General features: G+C 63.3%; 18 protein-coding genes. 6 read left to right on the top strand and 12 right to left on the bottom strand.

Annotated elements, in window-relative coordinates:
- Positions 1–88: 88 nt before the first annotated feature.
- The 5 genes from prmB to uvrC all read right to left on the bottom strand — a co-directional run bounded on the left by prmB (position 89) and on the right by uvrC (position 4,559).
- Positions 89–1,054 carry a 50S ribosomal protein L3 N(5)-glutamine methyltransferase gene (gene prmB, locus V1277_RS20465; protein ID WP_334417843.1) on the bottom strand — a complete coding sequence of 322 codons (966 nt, stop codon included), beginning with the start codon at positions 1,052–1,054 and terminating at the stop codon, positions 89–91.
- Positions 1,054–1,521: a molybdenum cofactor biosynthesis protein MoaE gene (locus V1277_RS20470; RefSeq protein WP_334417844.1), complete on the bottom strand. Its 468-nt coding sequence runs from the start codon at positions 1,519–1,521 to the stop codon at positions 1,054–1,056. The genes prmB and V1277_RS20470 overlap by 1 nt, the downstream gene beginning before the upstream one ends.
- Before the next feature lie 6 nt (positions 1,522–1,527).
- On the bottom strand, positions 1,528–1,779 hold the full coding sequence (gene moaD, locus V1277_RS20475; RefSeq protein ID WP_028350725.1) for a molybdopterin converting factor subunit 1: 252 nt from the start codon (positions 1,777–1,779) through the stop codon (positions 1,528–1,530).
- On the bottom strand, positions 1,776–2,390 hold the full coding sequence (gene pgsA / locus V1277_RS20480; RefSeq protein WP_334417845.1) for a CDP-diacylglycerol--glycerol-3-phosphate 3-phosphatidyltransferase: 615 nt from the start codon (positions 2,388–2,390) through the stop codon (positions 1,776–1,778). The genes moaD and pgsA overlap by 4 nt, the downstream gene beginning before the upstream one ends.
- 102 nt (positions 2,391–2,492) lie before the next feature.
- Positions 2,493–4,559, bottom strand: coding sequence for an excinuclease ABC subunit UvrC (gene uvrC, locus V1277_RS20485; RefSeq protein ID WP_334417846.1), 2,067 nt, complete (start codon positions 4,557–4,559; stop codon positions 2,493–2,495).
- Positions 4,560–4,781: 222 nt separating this feature from the next.
- On the opposite strand from uvrC, the gene V1277_RS20490 reads away from it, so the two are divergent.
- Complete coding sequence (locus tag V1277_RS20490; protein WP_334370188.1) at positions 4,782–5,408, top strand: outer membrane protein; 627 nt, start codon at positions 4,782–4,784, stop codon at positions 5,406–5,408.
- A 165-nt stretch (positions 5,409–5,573) separates the two neighbouring features.
- Here V1277_RS20490 and V1277_RS20495 read toward each other — a convergent pair whose 3' ends face one another.
- The 4 genes from V1277_RS20495 to V1277_RS20510 all read right to left on the bottom strand — a co-directional run bounded on the left by V1277_RS20495 (position 5,574) and on the right by V1277_RS20510 (position 8,489).
- The gene (locus tag V1277_RS20495; RefSeq protein ID WP_028350729.1) at positions 5,574–5,789 is read right to left on the bottom strand and encodes a cold-shock protein; all 216 of its coding nucleotides are present in this window, start codon (positions 5,787–5,789) and stop codon (positions 5,574–5,576) included.
- A 262-nt stretch (positions 5,790–6,051) separates the two neighbouring features.
- Positions 6,052–6,912 (bottom strand): 23S rRNA (adenine(2030)-N(6))-methyltransferase RlmJ, encoded by an 861-nt coding sequence (locus V1277_RS20500; RefSeq protein ID WP_334417847.1) that lies wholly within the window; start codon positions 6,910–6,912, stop codon positions 6,052–6,054.
- Positions 6,913–7,223: 311 nt separating this feature from the next.
- Positions 7,224–7,904, bottom strand: a complete 681-nt coding sequence (locus V1277_RS20505; RefSeq protein WP_334417848.1) for a ribonuclease T2 — start codon at positions 7,902–7,904, stop codon at positions 7,224–7,226.
- 123 nt (positions 7,905–8,027) lie between these two features.
- Positions 8,028–8,489, bottom strand: coding sequence for a hypothetical protein (locus V1277_RS20510; RefSeq protein ID WP_334417849.1), 462 nt, complete (start codon positions 8,487–8,489; stop codon positions 8,028–8,030).
- Positions 8,490–8,655: 166 nt separating this feature from the next.
- On the opposite strand from V1277_RS20510, the gene V1277_RS20515 reads away from it, so the two are divergent.
- On the top strand, positions 8,656–8,961 hold the full coding sequence (locus V1277_RS20515) for a hypothetical protein (RefSeq protein WP_334370184.1): 306 nt from the start codon (positions 8,656–8,658) through the stop codon (positions 8,959–8,961).
- A gap of 107 nt (positions 8,962–9,068) precedes the next feature.
- Positions 9,069–9,605, top strand: coding sequence for a DUF3617 domain-containing protein (locus V1277_RS20520; protein WP_334370183.1), 537 nt, complete (start codon positions 9,069–9,071; stop codon positions 9,603–9,605).
- 19 nt (positions 9,606–9,624) lie between these two features.
- On the opposite strand, the gene V1277_RS20525 is transcribed toward V1277_RS20520, so the two are convergent.
- Genes V1277_RS20525 through V1277_RS20535 form a run of 3 tightly spaced genes read right to left on the bottom strand, consistent with a single transcriptional unit; the run spans position 9,625 to position 12,304 of the window.
- On the bottom strand, positions 9,625–11,010 hold the full coding sequence (locus V1277_RS20525; protein ID WP_334417850.1) for an ATP-binding protein: 1,386 nt from the start codon (positions 11,008–11,010) through the stop codon (positions 9,625–9,627).
- A gap of 8 nt (positions 11,011–11,018) precedes the next feature.
- Positions 11,019–11,759 carry a response regulator transcription factor gene (locus V1277_RS20530; protein WP_334417851.1) on the bottom strand — a complete coding sequence of 247 codons (741 nt, stop codon included), beginning with the start codon at positions 11,757–11,759 and terminating at the stop codon, positions 11,019–11,021.
- Positions 11,756–12,304: a MarR family winged helix-turn-helix transcriptional regulator gene (locus V1277_RS20535; protein ID WP_334366777.1), complete on the bottom strand. Its 549-nt coding sequence runs from the start codon at positions 12,302–12,304 to the stop codon at positions 11,756–11,758. The genes V1277_RS20530 and V1277_RS20535 overlap by 4 nt, the downstream gene beginning before the upstream one ends.
- Positions 12,305–12,639: 335 nt before the next feature.
- On the opposite strand from V1277_RS20535, the gene V1277_RS20540 reads away from it, so the two are divergent.
- The 3 genes from V1277_RS20540 (at position 12,640) to V1277_RS20550 (ending at position 15,970) form a co-directional block, all read left to right on the top strand.
- Positions 12,640–13,716 carry a branched-chain amino acid aminotransferase gene (locus tag V1277_RS20540; RefSeq protein WP_334417853.1) on the top strand — a complete coding sequence of 359 codons (1,077 nt, stop codon included), beginning with the start codon at positions 12,640–12,642 and terminating at the stop codon, positions 13,714–13,716.
- A gap of 126 nt (positions 13,717–13,842) precedes the next feature.
- A complete protein-coding gene (locus V1277_RS20545) occupies positions 13,843–14,733 on the top strand; it encodes a branched-chain amino acid aminotransferase (protein ID WP_334417854.1) in 891 nt (296 codons plus the stop codon).
- Between the two features lie 139 nt (positions 14,734–14,872).
- Complete coding sequence (locus V1277_RS20550) at positions 14,873–15,970, top strand: ISAs1 family transposase (RefSeq protein ID WP_334416208.1); 1,098 nt, start codon at positions 14,873–14,875, stop codon at positions 15,968–15,970.
- Positions 15,971–16,125: the final 155 nt, after the last annotated feature.

The following is a 16,125-nucleotide window of genomic DNA, read 5'->3' on the forward strand; positions in this document are numbered from 1 at the left end:
GAACGTCGGATTTGCCCCAAGGTATCAGTTTCGTCGCGACACGGGAACGTCGCCACGACCAGATATTTTCGCGCAAACTCCGGCAAATTCAGAGATCGGCGGCGGCGATCCAGAATACTTCGCCCTCGGAATCCTCGGTGTCGAGCCAGAGCAGCGGCAGTTGCGGATAGGCGGCTTCCAGTTGCGGGCGGCAGCGGCCGATCTCGCATAATAGCCCGCCCTGCGGCGTCAGGTGCGCGGCCGCCTCGTCGAGGATGCGCCTGACAATGTCGAGCCCGTCGAAGCCGCCATCGAAGGCGAGTTTCGGTTCGGCACGGCATTCGCGCGGCAGGCCGGCCATGCCTTCCGCATCGACATAGGGCGGATTGGAAATGATGAGGTCGTAGCGTCTATCCCCCAGCGGCTTGAACAGATCGCCGCGGTACAGCGTGAGCCTGTCCTGAAGCCCGTAGTCGCCGACATTGCGCGCGGCGACTTCGAGCGCATCCTTGGAGATATCCACGGCGTCGATCGCCGCATTCGGAAAATTCCGGCTGGCCAGGATGGCAAGACAGCCCGAGCCGGTGCAGAGATCGAGCACGCTTTCCACCGTGTCGGGGTCCGAGATCAGCGAGCCCGCCTCGTCATCGCCGTCGCGGCCGAAGTGCTGGTCCAGCAATTCGCCGATGAAGGAGCGCGGCACGATGGTGCGCTCGTCGACGTAAAAGGGCAGGCCGCGCATGTAGATTTTGTTGACGAGATAGGCGGCGGGCTTTCGCGTGGTGACGCGGCGGGCGATCAGATCGAGGATATTCTTGCCTTCGGCGGCGGTGACGCGCGCGGTCGCGAACGTCTCGAACTGCTCGGGGTGCAGGTGCAGCGCTTCGCAGACCAGGAATGCGGCTTCGGCAAGCGGATCGGTGGTGCCGTGCGCAAATACCAGTTTGGCCTCGACGAAGCGGGTGACGGCATAGCGGACGAAATCGAGCAGCGTCAGCAATTCGCCCGCGCCGACGTTGGGAAGTTTTGATGTGGTCTGGCCGCGCTTCGCCGCAGGCTTGGTGCGCCTGGCCATCAGGACTTGGTCCAGCGCGCGGCGGCGGCGTCGTCATGATCGCGCGCTTCGATCCAGCTTGTGCCTTTTTCGCTTTCCTCGCGCTTCCAGAACGGCGCGTTGGTCTTCAGGTAGTCCATCAAAAATTCCGCCGCTTCGAAGGCCGCCTGGCGATGCGGCGAGGCGGTTACCACGAGGACGATGTTCTCGCCCGGCGCGATGCGGCCGAACCGGTGAATGACGGTGAGGCCCTGCAAGGGCCAGCGCGACAGCGCCTCGTCGGCGTGGCGCCCGATCTCGGCTTCGGCCATGCCGGGATAATGCTCGAGCGTCAGGGCTGCGATCGGCTCGCCGTTCTCGCTGTCGCGGCAGATGCCGCTGAACGTGACGACCGCGCCGATATCGGTGCGGCCTCTGGTGAGCGCCGCGATCTCCTGCGCAGCGTCGAAATCCGCTTCCTGGATGCGAATGGTCGCGGTGACGGACATAGTAAGTCAGCCGCCGGTCATCGGCGGGAAGAACGCAATCTCGCGTGCGCCTGATATCACGGCATCCGGCTTGACATGGGCCTGGTCGATCGCGGCGCGGATCACCTTCGGCTTCTCGAAGGCATGGGCGTACGTCTCGCCGCGGCTGGAAAGCCAGCCGATCAGATCGCTCACCGTGCGCACGTCGGCCGGCGGCTCGACGGTTTCTTCCGCGACACCGACCCGCTCACGCACCCAGGCGAAATATTTGACCCTCATCCCTCATCCTCCTTGATGAGGTGATGGATCCCGGCGCGGAAATAGTCCCAGCCGGTGTAGATCGTGAAGAGCGCCGACATCCACAACAGGATGATCCCGATCAGGGTGGTCGCAGGCAGGAGTTGCTCGCCCGCCTCGCCCGCGATCAGGAAACCGATTGCGACCAGTTGGATCGTGGTCTTCCATTTGGCCAGCTTGGTCACGGGTACGCTGACCCGCAATGCCGCGAGATATTCCCTCAAGCCCGAGACCAGGATCTCGCGGCACAGGATCACGATGGCGGCCCACAGGGTCCAGCCATGGATGCTGCTGTCGGCTGCCAGCATCAAGAGGCAGGACGCTACCAGGAGCTTGTCGGCGATCGGGTCGAGCATCCGGCCAAAGGCGGATTGCTGGTCCCAAATTCGCGCATAGTAGCCATCGAGGTAATCCGTCACGGCGGCGGCGAGGAAGACCGCCAGCGCTACCCAGCGCAGCCAGAGCGGGCCGTCCTGGATGGATTGGGCGAAAACGCAGCCGACCACCACCGGAATGGCGGCAATACGGGCGTAGGTTAGAATATTCGGCAGGGACAGGGTCTTGGCCTGCCCCCTGGTTGTCGCAATGTTCATCCGTCTTACCAATACCGCTGGAGCGTGAAGGTCAACCGTGCGGATTTAGATCATCTGTCGCAGGCGACGCCCAAATGACATGCCTCTCGACGCGAAGTCCCCTTAACCCGCCTGTGCATGGAAAAACTCAAAGATCTTGCGGGCGCTTTCAGCGCTAACGCCTGGAACCTTGCCGAGGTCCGCGATCGAGGCCCGCTCGATCTCCTTCAGTGTTCCGAAGTGATGCAGCAAGGCACGTTTGCGTGACGGGCCGATGCCCGGGATTTCCTGCAAGCCCGCTTCCCGGATGTCCTTTTTCCGCAATTTGCGGTGCGAGCCGATCACGAAGCGATGCGCCTCGTCGCGCAGCCGCTGGATGAAATATAGCACGGGATCGCGTGGTTCGAGCTTGATGGCTTCGCGGTCCGGCATGAACAGGGTCTCGCGCCCGGCATCGCGGTCCGGGCCTTTTGCCACGGCCATCAGGGAGACCTGGGTCAGTCCCAGACCTTCGAAAATCTCCCTGACGGCGTTGAGCTGGCCACGGCCGCCATCGATGATGACGAGGTCGGGCCATTGCGGGAACGAGTCATCGTCGGCCTTGGCCTTGCCTGCATCGCCCTCCGGCGGCTTCAACAGCCGCTTGAAGCGCCGTTCCAGCACTTCGCGCATCATCGCATAGTCGTCACCCGGCGTCAGTCCCTCGGACTTGATGTTGAACTTGCGATACTGGTTTTTGATAAAGCCATCCGGTCCCGCCACGATCATTGCACCGACCGCATTGGTGCCCTGGATGTGACTGTTGTCGTAGACCTCGATGCGCTTCGGCACCTGCGGCAGCCCGAGCGTGGCGGCCATCGCTTCCAAAAGCCGGCTCTGCGTTGCGGTATCGGCGAGCTTGCGGCCGAGCGCCTCGCGCGCATTGGTCAGCGCATGCGTGACCAGTTCCTTTTTCTCGCCGCGCTTCGGCACCGAGATTTCGACCTTGTAGCCAGCCTTCACGCACAGGGCGTCGGCTAGCAGCGCGCATTCCTCGATCTCATGCGACAGCAAGATGAGTTTCGGCGGCGGCTTGTCGTCGTAGAATTGCGCGAGGAACGAGGCCAAGACTTCCTGCGGCGTGAACGACTTCTCCGCGCGCGGGAAGTAGGCGCGGTTGCCCCAGTTCTGGCCGGTGCGGAAGAAGAACACTTCCACGCAGGAATAGCCGCCTTCCTGATGGATGGCGAATACGTCGGCCTCTTCCACGGTGCGCGGATTGATGCCCTGCTGCGACTGGATCGCCGACAGCGCGGCGAGGCGGTCGCGATAGAGCGCCGCGGTCTCGAATTCGAGCTCGTTCGACGCCTTCTCCATCTCGGCGGCGAGCAGCTCCTTCACCGCATGGCTGCGGCCGGACAGGAAATCGGTCGCCTCGCGCACCAGCTCGCCATAACCGGGGAAGTCGATCTCGCGCGTGCAGGGCCCCGAGCAGCGGCGGATCTGGTACAGCAGGCACGGCCGCGTGCGGCTTTCGAAAAAGCCGTCGGTGCAGGAGCGGATCAGGAACGCGCGCTGCAGCGCCGTGATGGTGCGGTTGACGGCGCCGGCGGATGCGAACGGCCCGAAATACCGTCCGGGCCTGGTTTGCGCGCCGCGATGCTTGAGGATCTGCGGCGCCCAATGGTCGCCTGTGATCAGGATATAAGGAAACGATTTGTCGTCGCGTAGCTGCACGTTGAAGCGCGGCCGCAACTGCTTGATCAGGTTGGCTTCCAGCAACAGCGCTTCGGTCTCGGTCGTGGTGGAAACGATCTCGACCGTGACGGTCGCCGCGATCATCCGCAGGATCCGCGCCGGCAAGGGTGCGTTGAGGCGGGCGTAGGAGGCAAGCCGCTTGCGAACGTTTTTCGCCTTGCCGACGTAGAGCACGTCGCTGGCGGTATTGAGCATGCGGTAGACGCCGGGAGAGGTCGGCGCCAGCCGCACCGCATTCTCGATGGCTGCGTGGCCGACCGCCAGCGGGCCTTCGGCAATCGCCTCAGCAGGTTCCTCTGGCGCTTCCGGCAAGCGAGCCTCGTCGTCCTCCTCGGCAGCGGAAGTTGCGGGATCGACATCGGCGGCGGTCAGGTCCGGCGGCGGCAAATCCGGCTGGGAACCCCGCCGCGCCTTGCTCGGAGGCTTCGGATGGTCGGTAGAATCGTGATCCATGGGCGTAAATTAAGTGCTGCGAGGCGGCATCGCCAGCGCTCATGACGCGCGTTGCCGAGGGGGCGCCGGTAACGGATCCTTAAGAATGATGAGCGGGCGGATAACCCGGCTTAACAACCCTTTAACTTAAAACTCTCGATAAATCTTAGCGGAAAAAGTGGGGTTCCGTAACCAGGCCGATCTCCCGCCGGGCTTGGTTGCGGCAGTTGCGTGGGGTGCGTGATGAGCAGGGTTGTATCGGGCGCACTGGCGCTGATCGCTGCCGGCTGGACCATGTCGGCACAGGCAGCAGACCTCTACGGATCGCGCGCGCCCAATACCGTCAACCAGTCGCTGCTCCGTCCCGATAGCTGGGCCGGTCCCTACCTTGGCGCCAACATCGGCTATGCCTGGGGTTCGGTCGCAAACAATCCGGCCAAGCCGTCCGGTTTCGTCGGCGGTGTCCAGGCCGGCTATAATTGGCAGAACGGCGGACCGTGGGTGTTCGGTCTCGAAGGCGACATCCAGGCGACCGGCGCCGAAGAAACCTTCGCCCCATGGAAGTTTTCCAATCCCTGGTTCGGCACAGTTCGCGGCCGCGCCGGCTACGCGTTCAACAACGTCTTGTTCTTCGGTACCGGCGGTCTCGCCTTCGGCGAGCTGCGCGCTACCACCTTTGGCCTGACGGAATCTCATACCAATGTGGGCTGGACGCTCGGCGCCGGCGCCGAGGTAGGCCTTGCGCCGAACTGGAGCGCCAAGATCGAATATCTCTATGTCGATCTGGCCAACAGCAACTTCGTTATTACGGGCGCGTCGAACGGTTACCGGTTCGGCCTGATACGGGCCGGCGTGAACTGGCGCTTCTAAGAAAAAAAGAAACTGGCGGCGACCACCTCCCGGCGGCAGTAAGTCGCCGGGATTTTTTTGCCTTCAGGCCGCGGGCATCGCAAATCTCGACGCTGTGGACAGCGACGCCATGCCAGCGCGATCTTCGCAGCAAGAATTCAGTCCGCGTTCAACGCGAGCGTCAGCTCACGATGAAATCACCAGGTTGACCGCCTTGGGGCCTTTGCCCTTCTTGTCCGGTTCGACCTCGAACGTAATGCGCTGCCCTTCAGTCAAATCCTTCAATCCGGCCCGCTCGACAGCGGTGATGTGCACGAACACATCGCGGCCGCCGTCGTCGGGCTTGATGAAGCCGTAGCCGCGTTCTCCATTGAAGAACTTGACTGTTCCAGTCATGGCCATCGGGAAACTCCTCCCCCGTATTGCTCCGCCGTTACGCGCACCTCGCGTATCGGCCGACCGGACATTCGCTGCCGGAAGCTTGGCCACCTGAGCCGATCGGATTCACGCCGCCGATCGACCCGGATTCTTGTTCGGCCTTGATCACTCCGCCGCAACCATTCGCGGAAGCGGAACGTAAAGCCAGTCCCAACGGCCTGAGCATAATACGGTTTCGCGTAAATTGCCTACGGCGATTCGCACTTTTCACCGGCGGCGCCGAGGCTCACGGCTTGGGCGTCTCCAGCTTGAACCGGCCGGCCCCGCCCTGGCCGAGCGGTTTTTCGAGCTCGGGTAGAATTGTCTTCAACTCACCGGCCAGCGTCCACGGCGGATTGACGATCAGCAGGCCGGTGGAGGCGAGGGGGCCGCCCGGCTCCTGCGGCGCAACGCTGAATTCAAGCCGCAGACATTTCCCGGCCGGCCTGCTGGCCGCGGCAGCGCCTGCGACGAGCCGTGCCAGCGTGTCGGTGGCGCGCCGGCTCTTCACCGGATACCAGATCAGATAGCTGCCGGTCGGCCACTTCGCGTAGGCTTCGGCGAATCCGCCGGCCAGCCGCTCGAATTCGTCCTTTTGCTCGAATGCGGGGTCGATCAGCACCAGACCGCGCCGCTCGTTGGGAGGCACGAAGGCCGGCAACGCCGTCCAGCCGTCTAGGTCGACCACCCGCGCCTGGCTGTCGCGGCGCAGTGCATCGATCAGTTGCCTGCGGGCATTGGGCTCGATTTCACAGGCCGTGAGGCGGTCCTGCGGCCGCAGCAGAGCGCGGGCGATCAGGGGCGATCCGGGATAGGCTTCCAGCTTGGCGGGGGCGTTGAATGCCCTGATGATATCGAGATAGGGGGTCACCAGCGGCAGCGCGCTTTCCGAGAACCGCGCCTGCATTACCCGCGCAATGCCGGTCAGCCATTCGCCGCCGCGGCGCGCCTCCTCAGCCGTAAGATCATAGCGCCCGGCGCCGGCATGGGTGTCGATGACGCGAAACGGGGCCTGCTTTTCCTGTAGATAGGTCAGCATGCGTACCAGCACGATGTGCTTGATGACATCGGCAAAGCCGCCGGCGTGAAAGGCGTGTCGGTAGTTCATGGCAATCGGCCGACCAATTGGAGAAGACGTATTGTCTTCTACTCGTCGGGGCCGGGCTTGTCCTCCTTCGCGAAACGCTTCGGAGGACCAGGGCTGAAAACCCGGCGAAGCAGCCTTGGCGAAGACGGGTCCTGCTTCGCAAACGCCTCACAAGCAGGGCCAAAATGCCGACGACGTTTTGGTGCAGATAGGTCCCGGCCATCCACGTGTCTTGCAGATGACGATAAGCCGTGGATGACCGGGAACGCAGACAACTTCGAGCAGTCTGCGCAAAGCGGGCCGCCATGCCTGGCATGGCGGTAAGCGGGTCTTCAGCCGCCCCGTACCGGCGGCATCACCACCTCGTCACGCCGGCAGGCGCGGCGGTCGATTTCGTCGCAGGCGCGGAATTGCATGTCCTTGTTCAGGCAGATCCGCACCTCGCTCAGGCGCCGGCTCGAGCAGGTCACCGAAATCGCCGAATTGCTCAAGCCCGGGTTGATCTTGATGAAGGCCTCTTCGAGATCGCCGGGGGCGATGGTCTTCTGCTCCGACAATTGCAGGAATTCCTCGGGAATCTTTACCGCCGCGCGCGCTTTCCGGGTGGTCTCGAAATAGGCTCGCGCGCCAAGGCCCGAACAGGTGCCGTGCTTGTCCCACTCGTTGAAGATCAGGCCGGGGGCCGGCATCAGGTCCAGCATCGAGGTCATGATGTTGCGATCGAGCCGCGGCGAGGGCCGCTGGCAATATTCGGGAAAGCCGCGCTCATATTGCGGCCACAGGCCGTGAACCACGAAGGAATAGGGGCGGCTGCACTGGGCCTGTGAGCGCCCGCTATTGCCACGCTCAGCCGCCGCCTCGCAGAAGGAGGGCGACCAGGAAAGAGCCAGGACATAAAAATCGAATTCGCCCGGCGCGTTCTGCCGGCGGTCCTGTGCGGACGCCGTCCCGGCCAAGACGACAACAAGAGCCAGCGAAATCAGAAGCCGCGAAATAATGATGGACCGGTGCATCGAACGCCCCCTCTACTCGACTACCGGGAGCCTAGCAGGGAGGCGGAACATTTCAAGAACAAAATTGAATTGACCCCAGAGTCGGCCCGAGTCAGCCGGATCGCTTGCCGGATTTCAGGGCGATCAGGGCCGCGCGGCCCGGCAGCCGGGGCTGTAGGCCCAGTTGCGGTCAAGCCCGGTTACGCACCATTCGACGCCCTGGCCGAAGCCGGCAAAGCCGCCATCCTCGATGATCGAGTAGTGCACGCTGCGCATCTTGCCGTCGCTCAGCATCACATCGCCACTGCAGTAGCGGCGCGGAATGTTGTCGGACTGCCAGGGCCGGAATGCGGTTTCGTGGATTCGGCCAAAGCCGGTGATCGTCAGCGCCGAATTCCAGAACTTGCCCTCCTTCTCCCGGAATTGGTACGCGATGGTCGACAGCGCCCGCTCGCATTCGGCGACGCGGCCGTCATACTTCGGACCTGACAGCCAGAAATTCAATTCCAAGGGATTGGCGGCCTGGGCGGCGTGGCTGGAGGCCAGCAAAGCGAGCGCCGCCGTTATCGGACCGAGTGCTCTCAAGGACTTCAACAAATTGCGCATGGGGAATCCGCCGGTAAGCCAACGCATGGGACGGTGCCGCGAAGCCCTGACAAGGTCAAGTGCAGCACGGCAACACTTGACAGCCAAGTCCGCCTCGTGCCGCAACCATTCTTTTCATGGCCATCGGCGCACACTATGGTGGGCTTCGAGCGAAATGGAGTCTGCGATGCGAAGAATTGTGGCCGCGAGCCTGATTGCCATGGGCGGAATGCTGGCGGGCGCGCCGGCGCAGGCGCAGTGGTGGGACATCGATACGGTACCGCCGTTCAAGGGCAATGACACCGGCGGCATCATCGCCTATCAGCTCGCGATGCAGGCCGACGCCCGCCAGCTCGCCGTCGATCACTGCGCCCGCTACGGCAAGGTGGTGAAATTCCTCGGCGCGCAGCCCAATTACGGCGGCTACGTTTCCTTTGCCTGCCGCTGGGTGCCCTATGGCGCCGCTGAGCGGCCGCTGCGCACGCTTTACTGAGCGCTGCCGCTACCTGTTTTCCGGCTGGACATGTTTTCGCCACGCGGAGCGTGTGTTCACTTCGCGCGAAGACGAATGCCATGGAAGAATTCAGCGGGGGCCTATCTATGAGACGATTGCTTCTTGTGTCTTGCTCGGCCGTTGGTGTGCTTGCTCTGTTGTCGGCGAGCAGCGCTATCGCCGTGGAGCTGCCGATGCGCAAGGCCGGCCTATGGGAGATGAAGGTGCTGAGCACGGGCGCGCCGGTGCCTGAGATGACGATGCAGCAATGCACCGACGAGACCACCGACAAGGACATGAGCACCGCGTTCTCGCCGATGGCCAAGGAGATGTGCTCGAAGCAGGATATCCAGAAGACGGCGGCGGGGTATGTCACCGATTCCGTCTGCGGCATCGCCGGCATGACGATCAAGTCGCATGCCGAGATTACCGGCGACTTCAATTCCGCCTATACCGTGAAATCGACCTCGCGCAGCGAGGGTGGCCCGGCTGGTGGGGGGCGCGACAACACCACGACGATCGAGGCCAAATGGCTTGGCGCCTGCAAGAGCGATCAGAAGCCCGGTGACACCATGATGCCCGGCGGCATGAAAATGAACATCAAGGACATGGAAAAGCTGAAGTCCATGATGCCGAAGAAGTAAGCGAGCTACTTCGCCCCAACTACACCGGCACCCTTACCGCCGCCCGCAATCCGCCCATCGGACTGTCGCCGAGCGTGATGTCGCCGCCGTGCGAGCGGGCGATGTCGCGGGCAATGGCGAGGCCGAGGCCCGTGCCGCCCTCGTCCTGGTTACGGGCATCGTCGAGCCGCAGGAACGGCTTGAACACTTCCTCGCGCATGTTGACCGGAATGCCCGGCCCGTCGTCGTCGACCGTCACCGTCAGATAGCGGTGATCGCGGTGCCCGGTGATCGCGACCGTGTTGGCGTGGCGCGCCGCATTGGAAACCAGGTTGGCGATGCAGCGCTTGAACGAGGCCGGTTTCACCGTCACCACCGGCAGGCCGTGGAACGTCACGGTTGCGGTATGGCCGTGGCGCTCGGCATCGCTGCGCAATTCCTCCAGCGCCATCGCCATGTCGGTCGGCTGCGCGATCTCGCCGCTGTCGCCGCGCGCAAAGGCGAGATAGGCCTCCAGCATGCCGGCCATCTCGTCGACGTCCTTGCGCATGCCGTCGACTTCGGGACTGTCGCCGATCAGAGCCAGTTCGAGCTTGAAGCGGGTCAGGATGGTGCGCAAATCGTGGCTGACGCCGGCCAGCATCGCGGTGCGCTGATCGATCGAGCGTTCGACGCGGGCCTTCATCTCCAGGAATGCCTGTGCCGCTTGCCGCACCTCCCGCGCGCCGCGCGGACGGAAATTCGGCACCTCGCGGCCCTTGCCGAAACTTTCGGCGGCTTCCGCCAGCCGCAGGATCGGCCTGATCTGGTTGCGCAGGAACAACACCGCGACGATCAGCAGGATCGAGGATGTGCCGAGCATCCAGAAGATAAAAATCTCCGAATTGGAGGCATAGGCGGCGCTGCGCTGCGCGAACACCCGCATCACGGCATCGTCGAGCTGGATGCGGATTTCAACCAGATTGGACTTGCCGACGGTATCGATCCAGAACGGACGGCCGATCTGTCGACCGAGCTGCACCGACAAGGTCTGGTCGAGCAGCGAGAAGAACGGTTTTGGCCCGGGCTGCGGCAGGTCGCCGACGGGAAGAAAATCGACCACGAGCTGCAATCGTTGCCCGACGCGGCGCAATTGCGCACGATCCTTGTCCTGCGGATAGAATTTGTAGACATCGATCAGGCTGGCGATGTCCTGCACGACGGCTGCCGACAGGCGTCGCGTCACCGTGTTCCAGTGCCGCTCCATGAACACGAACGCCACGACCGTTTGCAGGATCACCATCGGAACGATCATGATCAGGAGCGCGCGGGCGTAGAGGCCGGTCGGCATCCAGCTCTTGAACGCATTGCCCATCCAGCCATTGGCCCTGGAGACGCGTTGCGACGCGTTGCGGATGAACGTCAGGCCGGTGTCGAGCGTGCTCATGAGCTGGCTCAGGGCGACGCAACCAGGCGATAGCCGATGCCGCGCGCCGCCTGCAGGAACAGCGGATTGGCGGGATCGCGCTCGATCTTGCGCCGCAGCCGGTTGATCTGCACGTCGACCGCGCGCTCGTTCACCGTGCCGCCGCCGGTCAGCGCCCCACGCGGCACCGTTTCGCCGGGACTGGCGGCCAGGATGCGGAGCATTTCGCGCTCGCGGTCGGTCAGGTGAATGATCTCCTCGCCCTGGCGCAGTTCGCCACGATCGAGATGGAAAATGTAAGGGCCGAACGCGATCTGCTCCAGCGCCTCCACCGGCGGCGGCGCGGAGCGCTTGAGGATATTGCCGATCCTTAAGATCAGCTCGCGCGGCTCGAATGGCTTCGCCACATAATCGTCGGCGCCGATCTGCAGGCCCTCGATCCGCGCCTCCGCCTCGTGGCGCGCCGTCAGCATGATGATCGGCACCGAGGAGGAGGTGCGAATGAACCGCGCCAGCTCGAACCCGGTTTCGCCGGGCATCATGACGTCGAGGATCAGGAGGTCGAAATGCAGGCCGAGCAGTTTTGCGCGCGCATCGCTCGCGCTCGAGGCGGTGGTGACGCGGTAGCCCTCGCCGGTCAGAAACCGCGACAACAGATCGCGGATACGGCGGTCGTCGTCGACCAAGAGCAGGTGCGGCGCGTCATCAGCCAGTTGCCGCGGCGCGCGCGTGGTGGCTGCAGCGATGGTTGCTCCTTGCGGCACGGTCACTCCCTTGGCTTCTTGCTGCCGATCCCGAAGATCGCCTCCAACACCTTGTCGGGGTCGTCGCGATCGATCATCGCGCGCAGGAACTCGCTGATCGCAGCGACGCCTTCGGGATTGATGTCCCGGAGCGCGCGGGTGATGCGATCGGTCTGCAGCCCTGCGAGCTTTGCCACCAAGGCTTCGCCCTTCGGGGTGGCGTAAAGAAGGCGCTGCCGGCGGTCGTTATTGCCGGTCTTCTGGATAATGTAGCCTTCGTCGAGCAACTGCTTGAGCACCCGGCCAAGCGACTGCTTGGTGATCCGCAACACGTCCAGGAGGTCGGCGACCTTGAGGCCGGGGTAGCGGTAGACGAAATGCATCACGCGGTGATGGGCGCGGCCGAACCCGAAAGCCTCGAGCTCATGGTCGGCGTCGCCGACGAAGTCGCGATAGGCGAAGAACAGCAGTTCGATAATGTCCCAGCGAAATTCGCCAGCCCGCGGGGCAGGGCTGGCGGCCTCCTGCGAATCGGAGGCTACGGAGCCCTTTGAGAAATTTATGTCAGTCATGTTGACATATCTTGGGTTCAATGTTACAAAACTGCCAGCCACGACGAAACTTTAGGTCGTTTCGAACCTGGTGACGTGTCAGGCAGCCGGAAAAAGCCAGCAATGGCGGCAACGGCCGCAAATGGATTACCGTGCGATTGTCGAGCGGCATTTCGGCAAACATACTGGACTTCGGCATCCCGCAAAAGCATGTCCTCGACCGACATGACGGCGACGGAAGCCGGCCGCAAGGCCGGTGATGGTGAAGTCCAGACCTGTGAAGGCCCGGAAGACGCATGCCGGCGCCAACAATATGGGCGCCGAATTCCAATAGCGGGAAGCAAGGGCGAAGGGGAATGAGTTTGAAATTCGAAATCCGGCCTGCGGCGAATCCAACTCCTGAGAGGGAGCGCGCGGCCAAGCTCGTGGACCCGGGCTTCGGCCGGATTTTCACCGATCACATGGCCATCGTCCGTTACGATCAGGCGAACGGCTGGCATGACGCGCGTGTCGAATCCCGCGCGAATTTTCCGCTCGATCCGGCCACGGCCGTCCTGCACTACGCCCAGGAGATTTTCGAAGGCCTCAAGGCCTACAAGCGCGACAACGGCGTGAACCTGTTCCGCCCCGACGCCAACGCGAGGCGCTTTAACAGTTCGGCTGAGCGCATGGCCATGGCGCCGCTGCCCGAAGCTATCTTCATCGAAGCGGTCGAACAGCTTGTGCGCATCGATAGCGCCTGGATACCTGGCGGCGAGGGCAGTCTCTATTTGCGGCCCTTCATGATCGCGAGCGAGATATTCCTCGGCGTGAAGCCATCAGCGGAATACATCTTCGCCGTCATCGCCTCGCCGGTCGGCTCCTATTTCAAGGGCGGACCTGCGCCGGTGTCGATCTGGGTGTCGGAGAATTATACGCGTGCCGCGATCGGCGGCACCGGGGCCGTCAAATGCGGCGGCAATTATGCCGCGAGCCTGCGCGCGCAGGCCGAGGCTATCGAGCGCGGCTGCGATCAGGTCGTTTTCCTCGACGCGATCGAACGCCGCTACATCGAGGAACTTGGCGGCATGAACGTCTTCTTCGTGTTCAACGACGGCTCGCTCTCGACACCGCCGCTCGGCACGATCCTGCCGGGCATCACCCGCGATTCGATCATCGCGCTGGCGAAGGATTCCGGTACCCGCGTGCGCGAGGAGGCCTACACCATCGACCAGTGGCGCGCCGATGCCGCCAGCGGAAAGCTGAAAGAGGCGTTCGCCTGCGGCACCGCGGCCGTCATCTCGCCGATCGGCAAGGTGTGTTCGGCGAGCGGCGATTTTCAGATCAGCGGCGGCGTGGCTGGCCCTGTCGCCATGGGGCTGCGCAAGAAGCTCGTCGATATTCAGTACGGTCGCGCGGCGGACCCGCACGACTGGATCAGAAAAGTCCTGTGACCGGCGGCGGAATTACGCCGCCGCTTAAACGATAGATCACTCCAAGCGCTCGGTAGCGCGCGCCTCGTCGAGTCGCGCGAGGCTGACGCGCGGCTCATTGAAACAGCGCCAATCCGGGAGGCGACCATGGGAGTTTCGTTCGACAAGATCGATGGCGTCATCTGGTACGATGGCAGGCTGGTGCCGTGGGCTGATGCGAATGTTCACATCCTGACCCATGGCCTGCACTATGCGAGCTGCGTGTTCGAGGGCGAGCGAGCCTATGGCGGCAAGGTCTTCAAGAGCACCGAGCATTCCGAGCGGCTGAAGGCCTCGGCCAACATTCTGGATTTCGAGATTCCCTATTCGGTGGCCGAAATCGACGCCGCCAAGCAATTGGTCATCGACAAGAACAATCTGCCCGATGCCTATCTGCGCCCGATCGCCTGGCGCGGTTCGGAGATGATGGGTGTTTCGGCGCCGGCCAACTCCATCCATCTCGCCATCGCTGCCTGGGCTTGGCCGAGCTATTTCGATCCGGCCGAGAAGCTGAAGGGCATCCGGATGTGCATGGCCGAATACCGGCGGCCCGATCCGGCGACGATCCCGGCGATGGCCAAGGCGTCCGGTCTCTACATGATCTGCACCATCAGTAAGCACAAGGCGGAGCGCGCCGGCTATGCCGACGCCTTGATGCTGGACTGGCAGGGCCGCGTCGCCGAATGCACCGGCGCCAACATCTTCTTCGTCAAGGACGGCAAGATCCACACGCCGATCGCCGACTGCTTCCTCGCCGGCATCACCCGCGCCACCGCGATCGACCTCGCCCGGCGCCGCGGCCTCGAGGTGATCGAGCGCCGCATCATGCCGGAGGAACTCGACGGCTTCACCGAGTGCTTCATCACCGGCACTGCGGCCGAAGTGACGCCGGTCTCCGAGATCGCGCAGTGGAAGTTCACGCCCGGCAAGATCTCCGAGCAGTTGATGGCGGACTACAGCGCCGAAGTGCAGCCCAAGGGCAAGGCCGCGGCGGCGTGAGGCAGAGCTTCGTCCCTCGGTGGATCTCTTTTTACCCTCCCCTGGAGGGCGGGGGAATCGCATGTTGGATATTGCAACCTGTTGCAAAGTGAGAAGAAAATGATTCTGAAGGTTGCTCCAGATTCGGATGGAGCGGCCCATGAATCGATTTGCCGAGTGCTTTGACGATCTCCCGGACCCGCGGGCCGACAACGCGCTGCATGACCTGACGGAGATCTTGTTCATCGCGCTGATGGCGACATTGTGTGGGGCAACGAGTTGCACCGACATGGCGCTGTTTGCCCGGATGAAGGCCTATCTTTGGCGGGATGTGCTGGTGCTCGAGCACGGCCTGCCGAGCCACGACACCTTCAGTCGGGTGTTCCGGATGCTCGATCCGAAGGCATTTGAAACCGCGTTTCAGAAGTTCATGAAGGCCTTTGCTCAAGGTGCGAAGATCAAGCGGCCGCGCGGGGTGATTGCGCTCGACGGCAAAGCCTTGCGGCGCGGCTATGAGCGCGGCAAGAGCCACATGCCGCCGGTCATGGTAACGGCCTGGGCGGAGCAGACGCGCATGGCGCTCGCCAACGTGCTGGCACCGAACAACAACGAAGCCGATGGCGCCTTGCAGTTGCTTGAACTTCTGCAGCTCAAGGGCTGCGTGGTCACGGCCGACGCCCTGCATTGCCACCGTGCGATGGCCAAGCAGATCGTGGAGCGGGGCGGCGACTATGTGCTGGCGGTGAAGGCAAACCAGCCTGCTCTGTTGGAGGATGCCAAAGCCGCAATCCGCGCCGTCAAACGCGCGGGCAAGACATCGCTCACCACTACCGATGCGCAGCACGGGCGCAACGAGAAGCGCGTCGCGCTGGTTGCGCCGGTTCCCGGCATGGCCAAGAAACACAACTTCCCCGGCCTCAAAGCTGTCGCTCGCATCACCAGCAAGCGTGGCCAGGACGACACGGTCGAGCGCTACTTCCTGATGAGCCGTCTCTACAGCCGAAAAGAAGTTTTGCGCATCGTCCGCGCCCATTGGTCCATCGAAAACGGCCTTCACTGGCCGCTCGACGTTACCCTCGACGAGGACCTTGCCCGCAATCGCAAGGACAACGGACCGGTCAATCTGGCCGTACTCAGGCGCACGGCCCTCAACGTCGCCAGGGCCCATCCAGATACATCGGTCTCCTTGCGCGGTAAGCTCAAGCGCGCCGGATGGAACGATGCCTTCCTCTTCGAACTCCTCGGCCACATGCGATAGCCCTGCCCTGGAGGGGGAGGGTCGGCTCACATTGAGCGCAGCGAAATGTGAGACGGGGTGGGGTGATCTCTCCGCTCGGCCACTGTTGGACGCGGAGGGATACCCCTCATCCGGCGCTTCGCGCCACGTTCTCCCACGAGGGGAGAAGGGAAGAA

The organism is Bradyrhizobium sp. AZCC 1588, from assembly GCF_036924735.1.
GTDB lineage: Bacteria > Pseudomonadota > Alphaproteobacteria > Rhizobiales > Xanthobacteraceae > Bradyrhizobium.

Excerpts from the sequence above, each read along its gene's own strand:
- prmB (WP_334417843.1), bottom strand. The coding sequence starts at position 1,054 with ATGGCCAGGCGCACCAAGCCTGCGGCGAAGCGCGGCCAGACCACATCA.
- V1277_RS20470 (WP_334417844.1), bottom strand. The coding sequence starts at position 1,521 with ATGTCCGTCACCGCGACCATTCGCATCCAGGAAGCGGATTTCGACGCT.
- moaD (WP_028350725.1), bottom strand. The coding sequence starts at position 1,779 with ATGAGGGTCAAATATTTCGCCTGGGTGCGTGAGCGGGTCGGTGTCGCG.
- pgsA (WP_334417845.1), bottom strand. The coding sequence starts at position 2,390 with ATGAACATTGCGACAACCAGGGGGCAGGCCAAGACCCTGTCCCTGCCG.
- uvrC (WP_334417846.1), bottom strand. The coding sequence starts at position 4,559 with ATGGATCACGATTCTACCGACCATCCGAAGCCTCCGAGCAAGGCGCGG.
- V1277_RS20490 (WP_334370188.1), top strand. The coding sequence starts at position 4,782 with ATGAGCAGGGTTGTATCGGGCGCACTGGCGCTGATCGCTGCCGGCTGG.
- V1277_RS20495 (WP_028350729.1), bottom strand. The coding sequence starts at position 5,789 with ATGGCCATGACTGGAACAGTCAAGTTCTTCAATGGAGAACGCGGCTAC.
- V1277_RS20500 (WP_334417847.1), bottom strand. The coding sequence starts at position 6,912 with ATGAACTACCGACACGCCTTTCACGCCGGCGGCTTTGCCGATGTCATC.
- V1277_RS20505 (WP_334417848.1), bottom strand. The coding sequence starts at position 7,904 with ATGCACCGGTCCATCATTATTTCGCGGCTTCTGATTTCGCTGGCTCTT.
- V1277_RS20510 (WP_334417849.1), bottom strand. The coding sequence starts at position 8,489 with ATGCGCAATTTGTTGAAGTCCTTGAGAGCACTCGGTCCGATAACGGCG.
- V1277_RS20515 (WP_334370184.1), top strand. The coding sequence starts at position 8,656 with ATGCGAAGAATTGTGGCCGCGAGCCTGATTGCCATGGGCGGAATGCTG.
- V1277_RS20520 (WP_334370183.1), top strand. The coding sequence starts at position 9,069 with ATGAGACGATTGCTTCTTGTGTCTTGCTCGGCCGTTGGTGTGCTTGCT.
- V1277_RS20525 (WP_334417850.1), bottom strand. The coding sequence starts at position 11,010 with ATGAGCACGCTCGACACCGGCCTGACGTTCATCCGCAACGCGTCGCAA.
- V1277_RS20535 (WP_334366777.1), bottom strand. The coding sequence starts at position 12,304 with ATGACTGACATAAATTTCTCAAAGGGCTCCGTAGCCTCCGATTCGCAG.
- V1277_RS20540 (WP_334417853.1), top strand. The coding sequence starts at position 12,640 with ATGAGTTTGAAATTCGAAATCCGGCCTGCGGCGAATCCAACTCCTGAG.
- V1277_RS20545 (WP_334417854.1), top strand. The coding sequence starts at position 13,843 with ATGGGAGTTTCGTTCGACAAGATCGATGGCGTCATCTGGTACGATGGC.
- V1277_RS20550 (WP_334416208.1), top strand. The coding sequence starts at position 14,873 with ATGAATCGATTTGCCGAGTGCTTTGACGATCTCCCGGACCCGCGGGCC.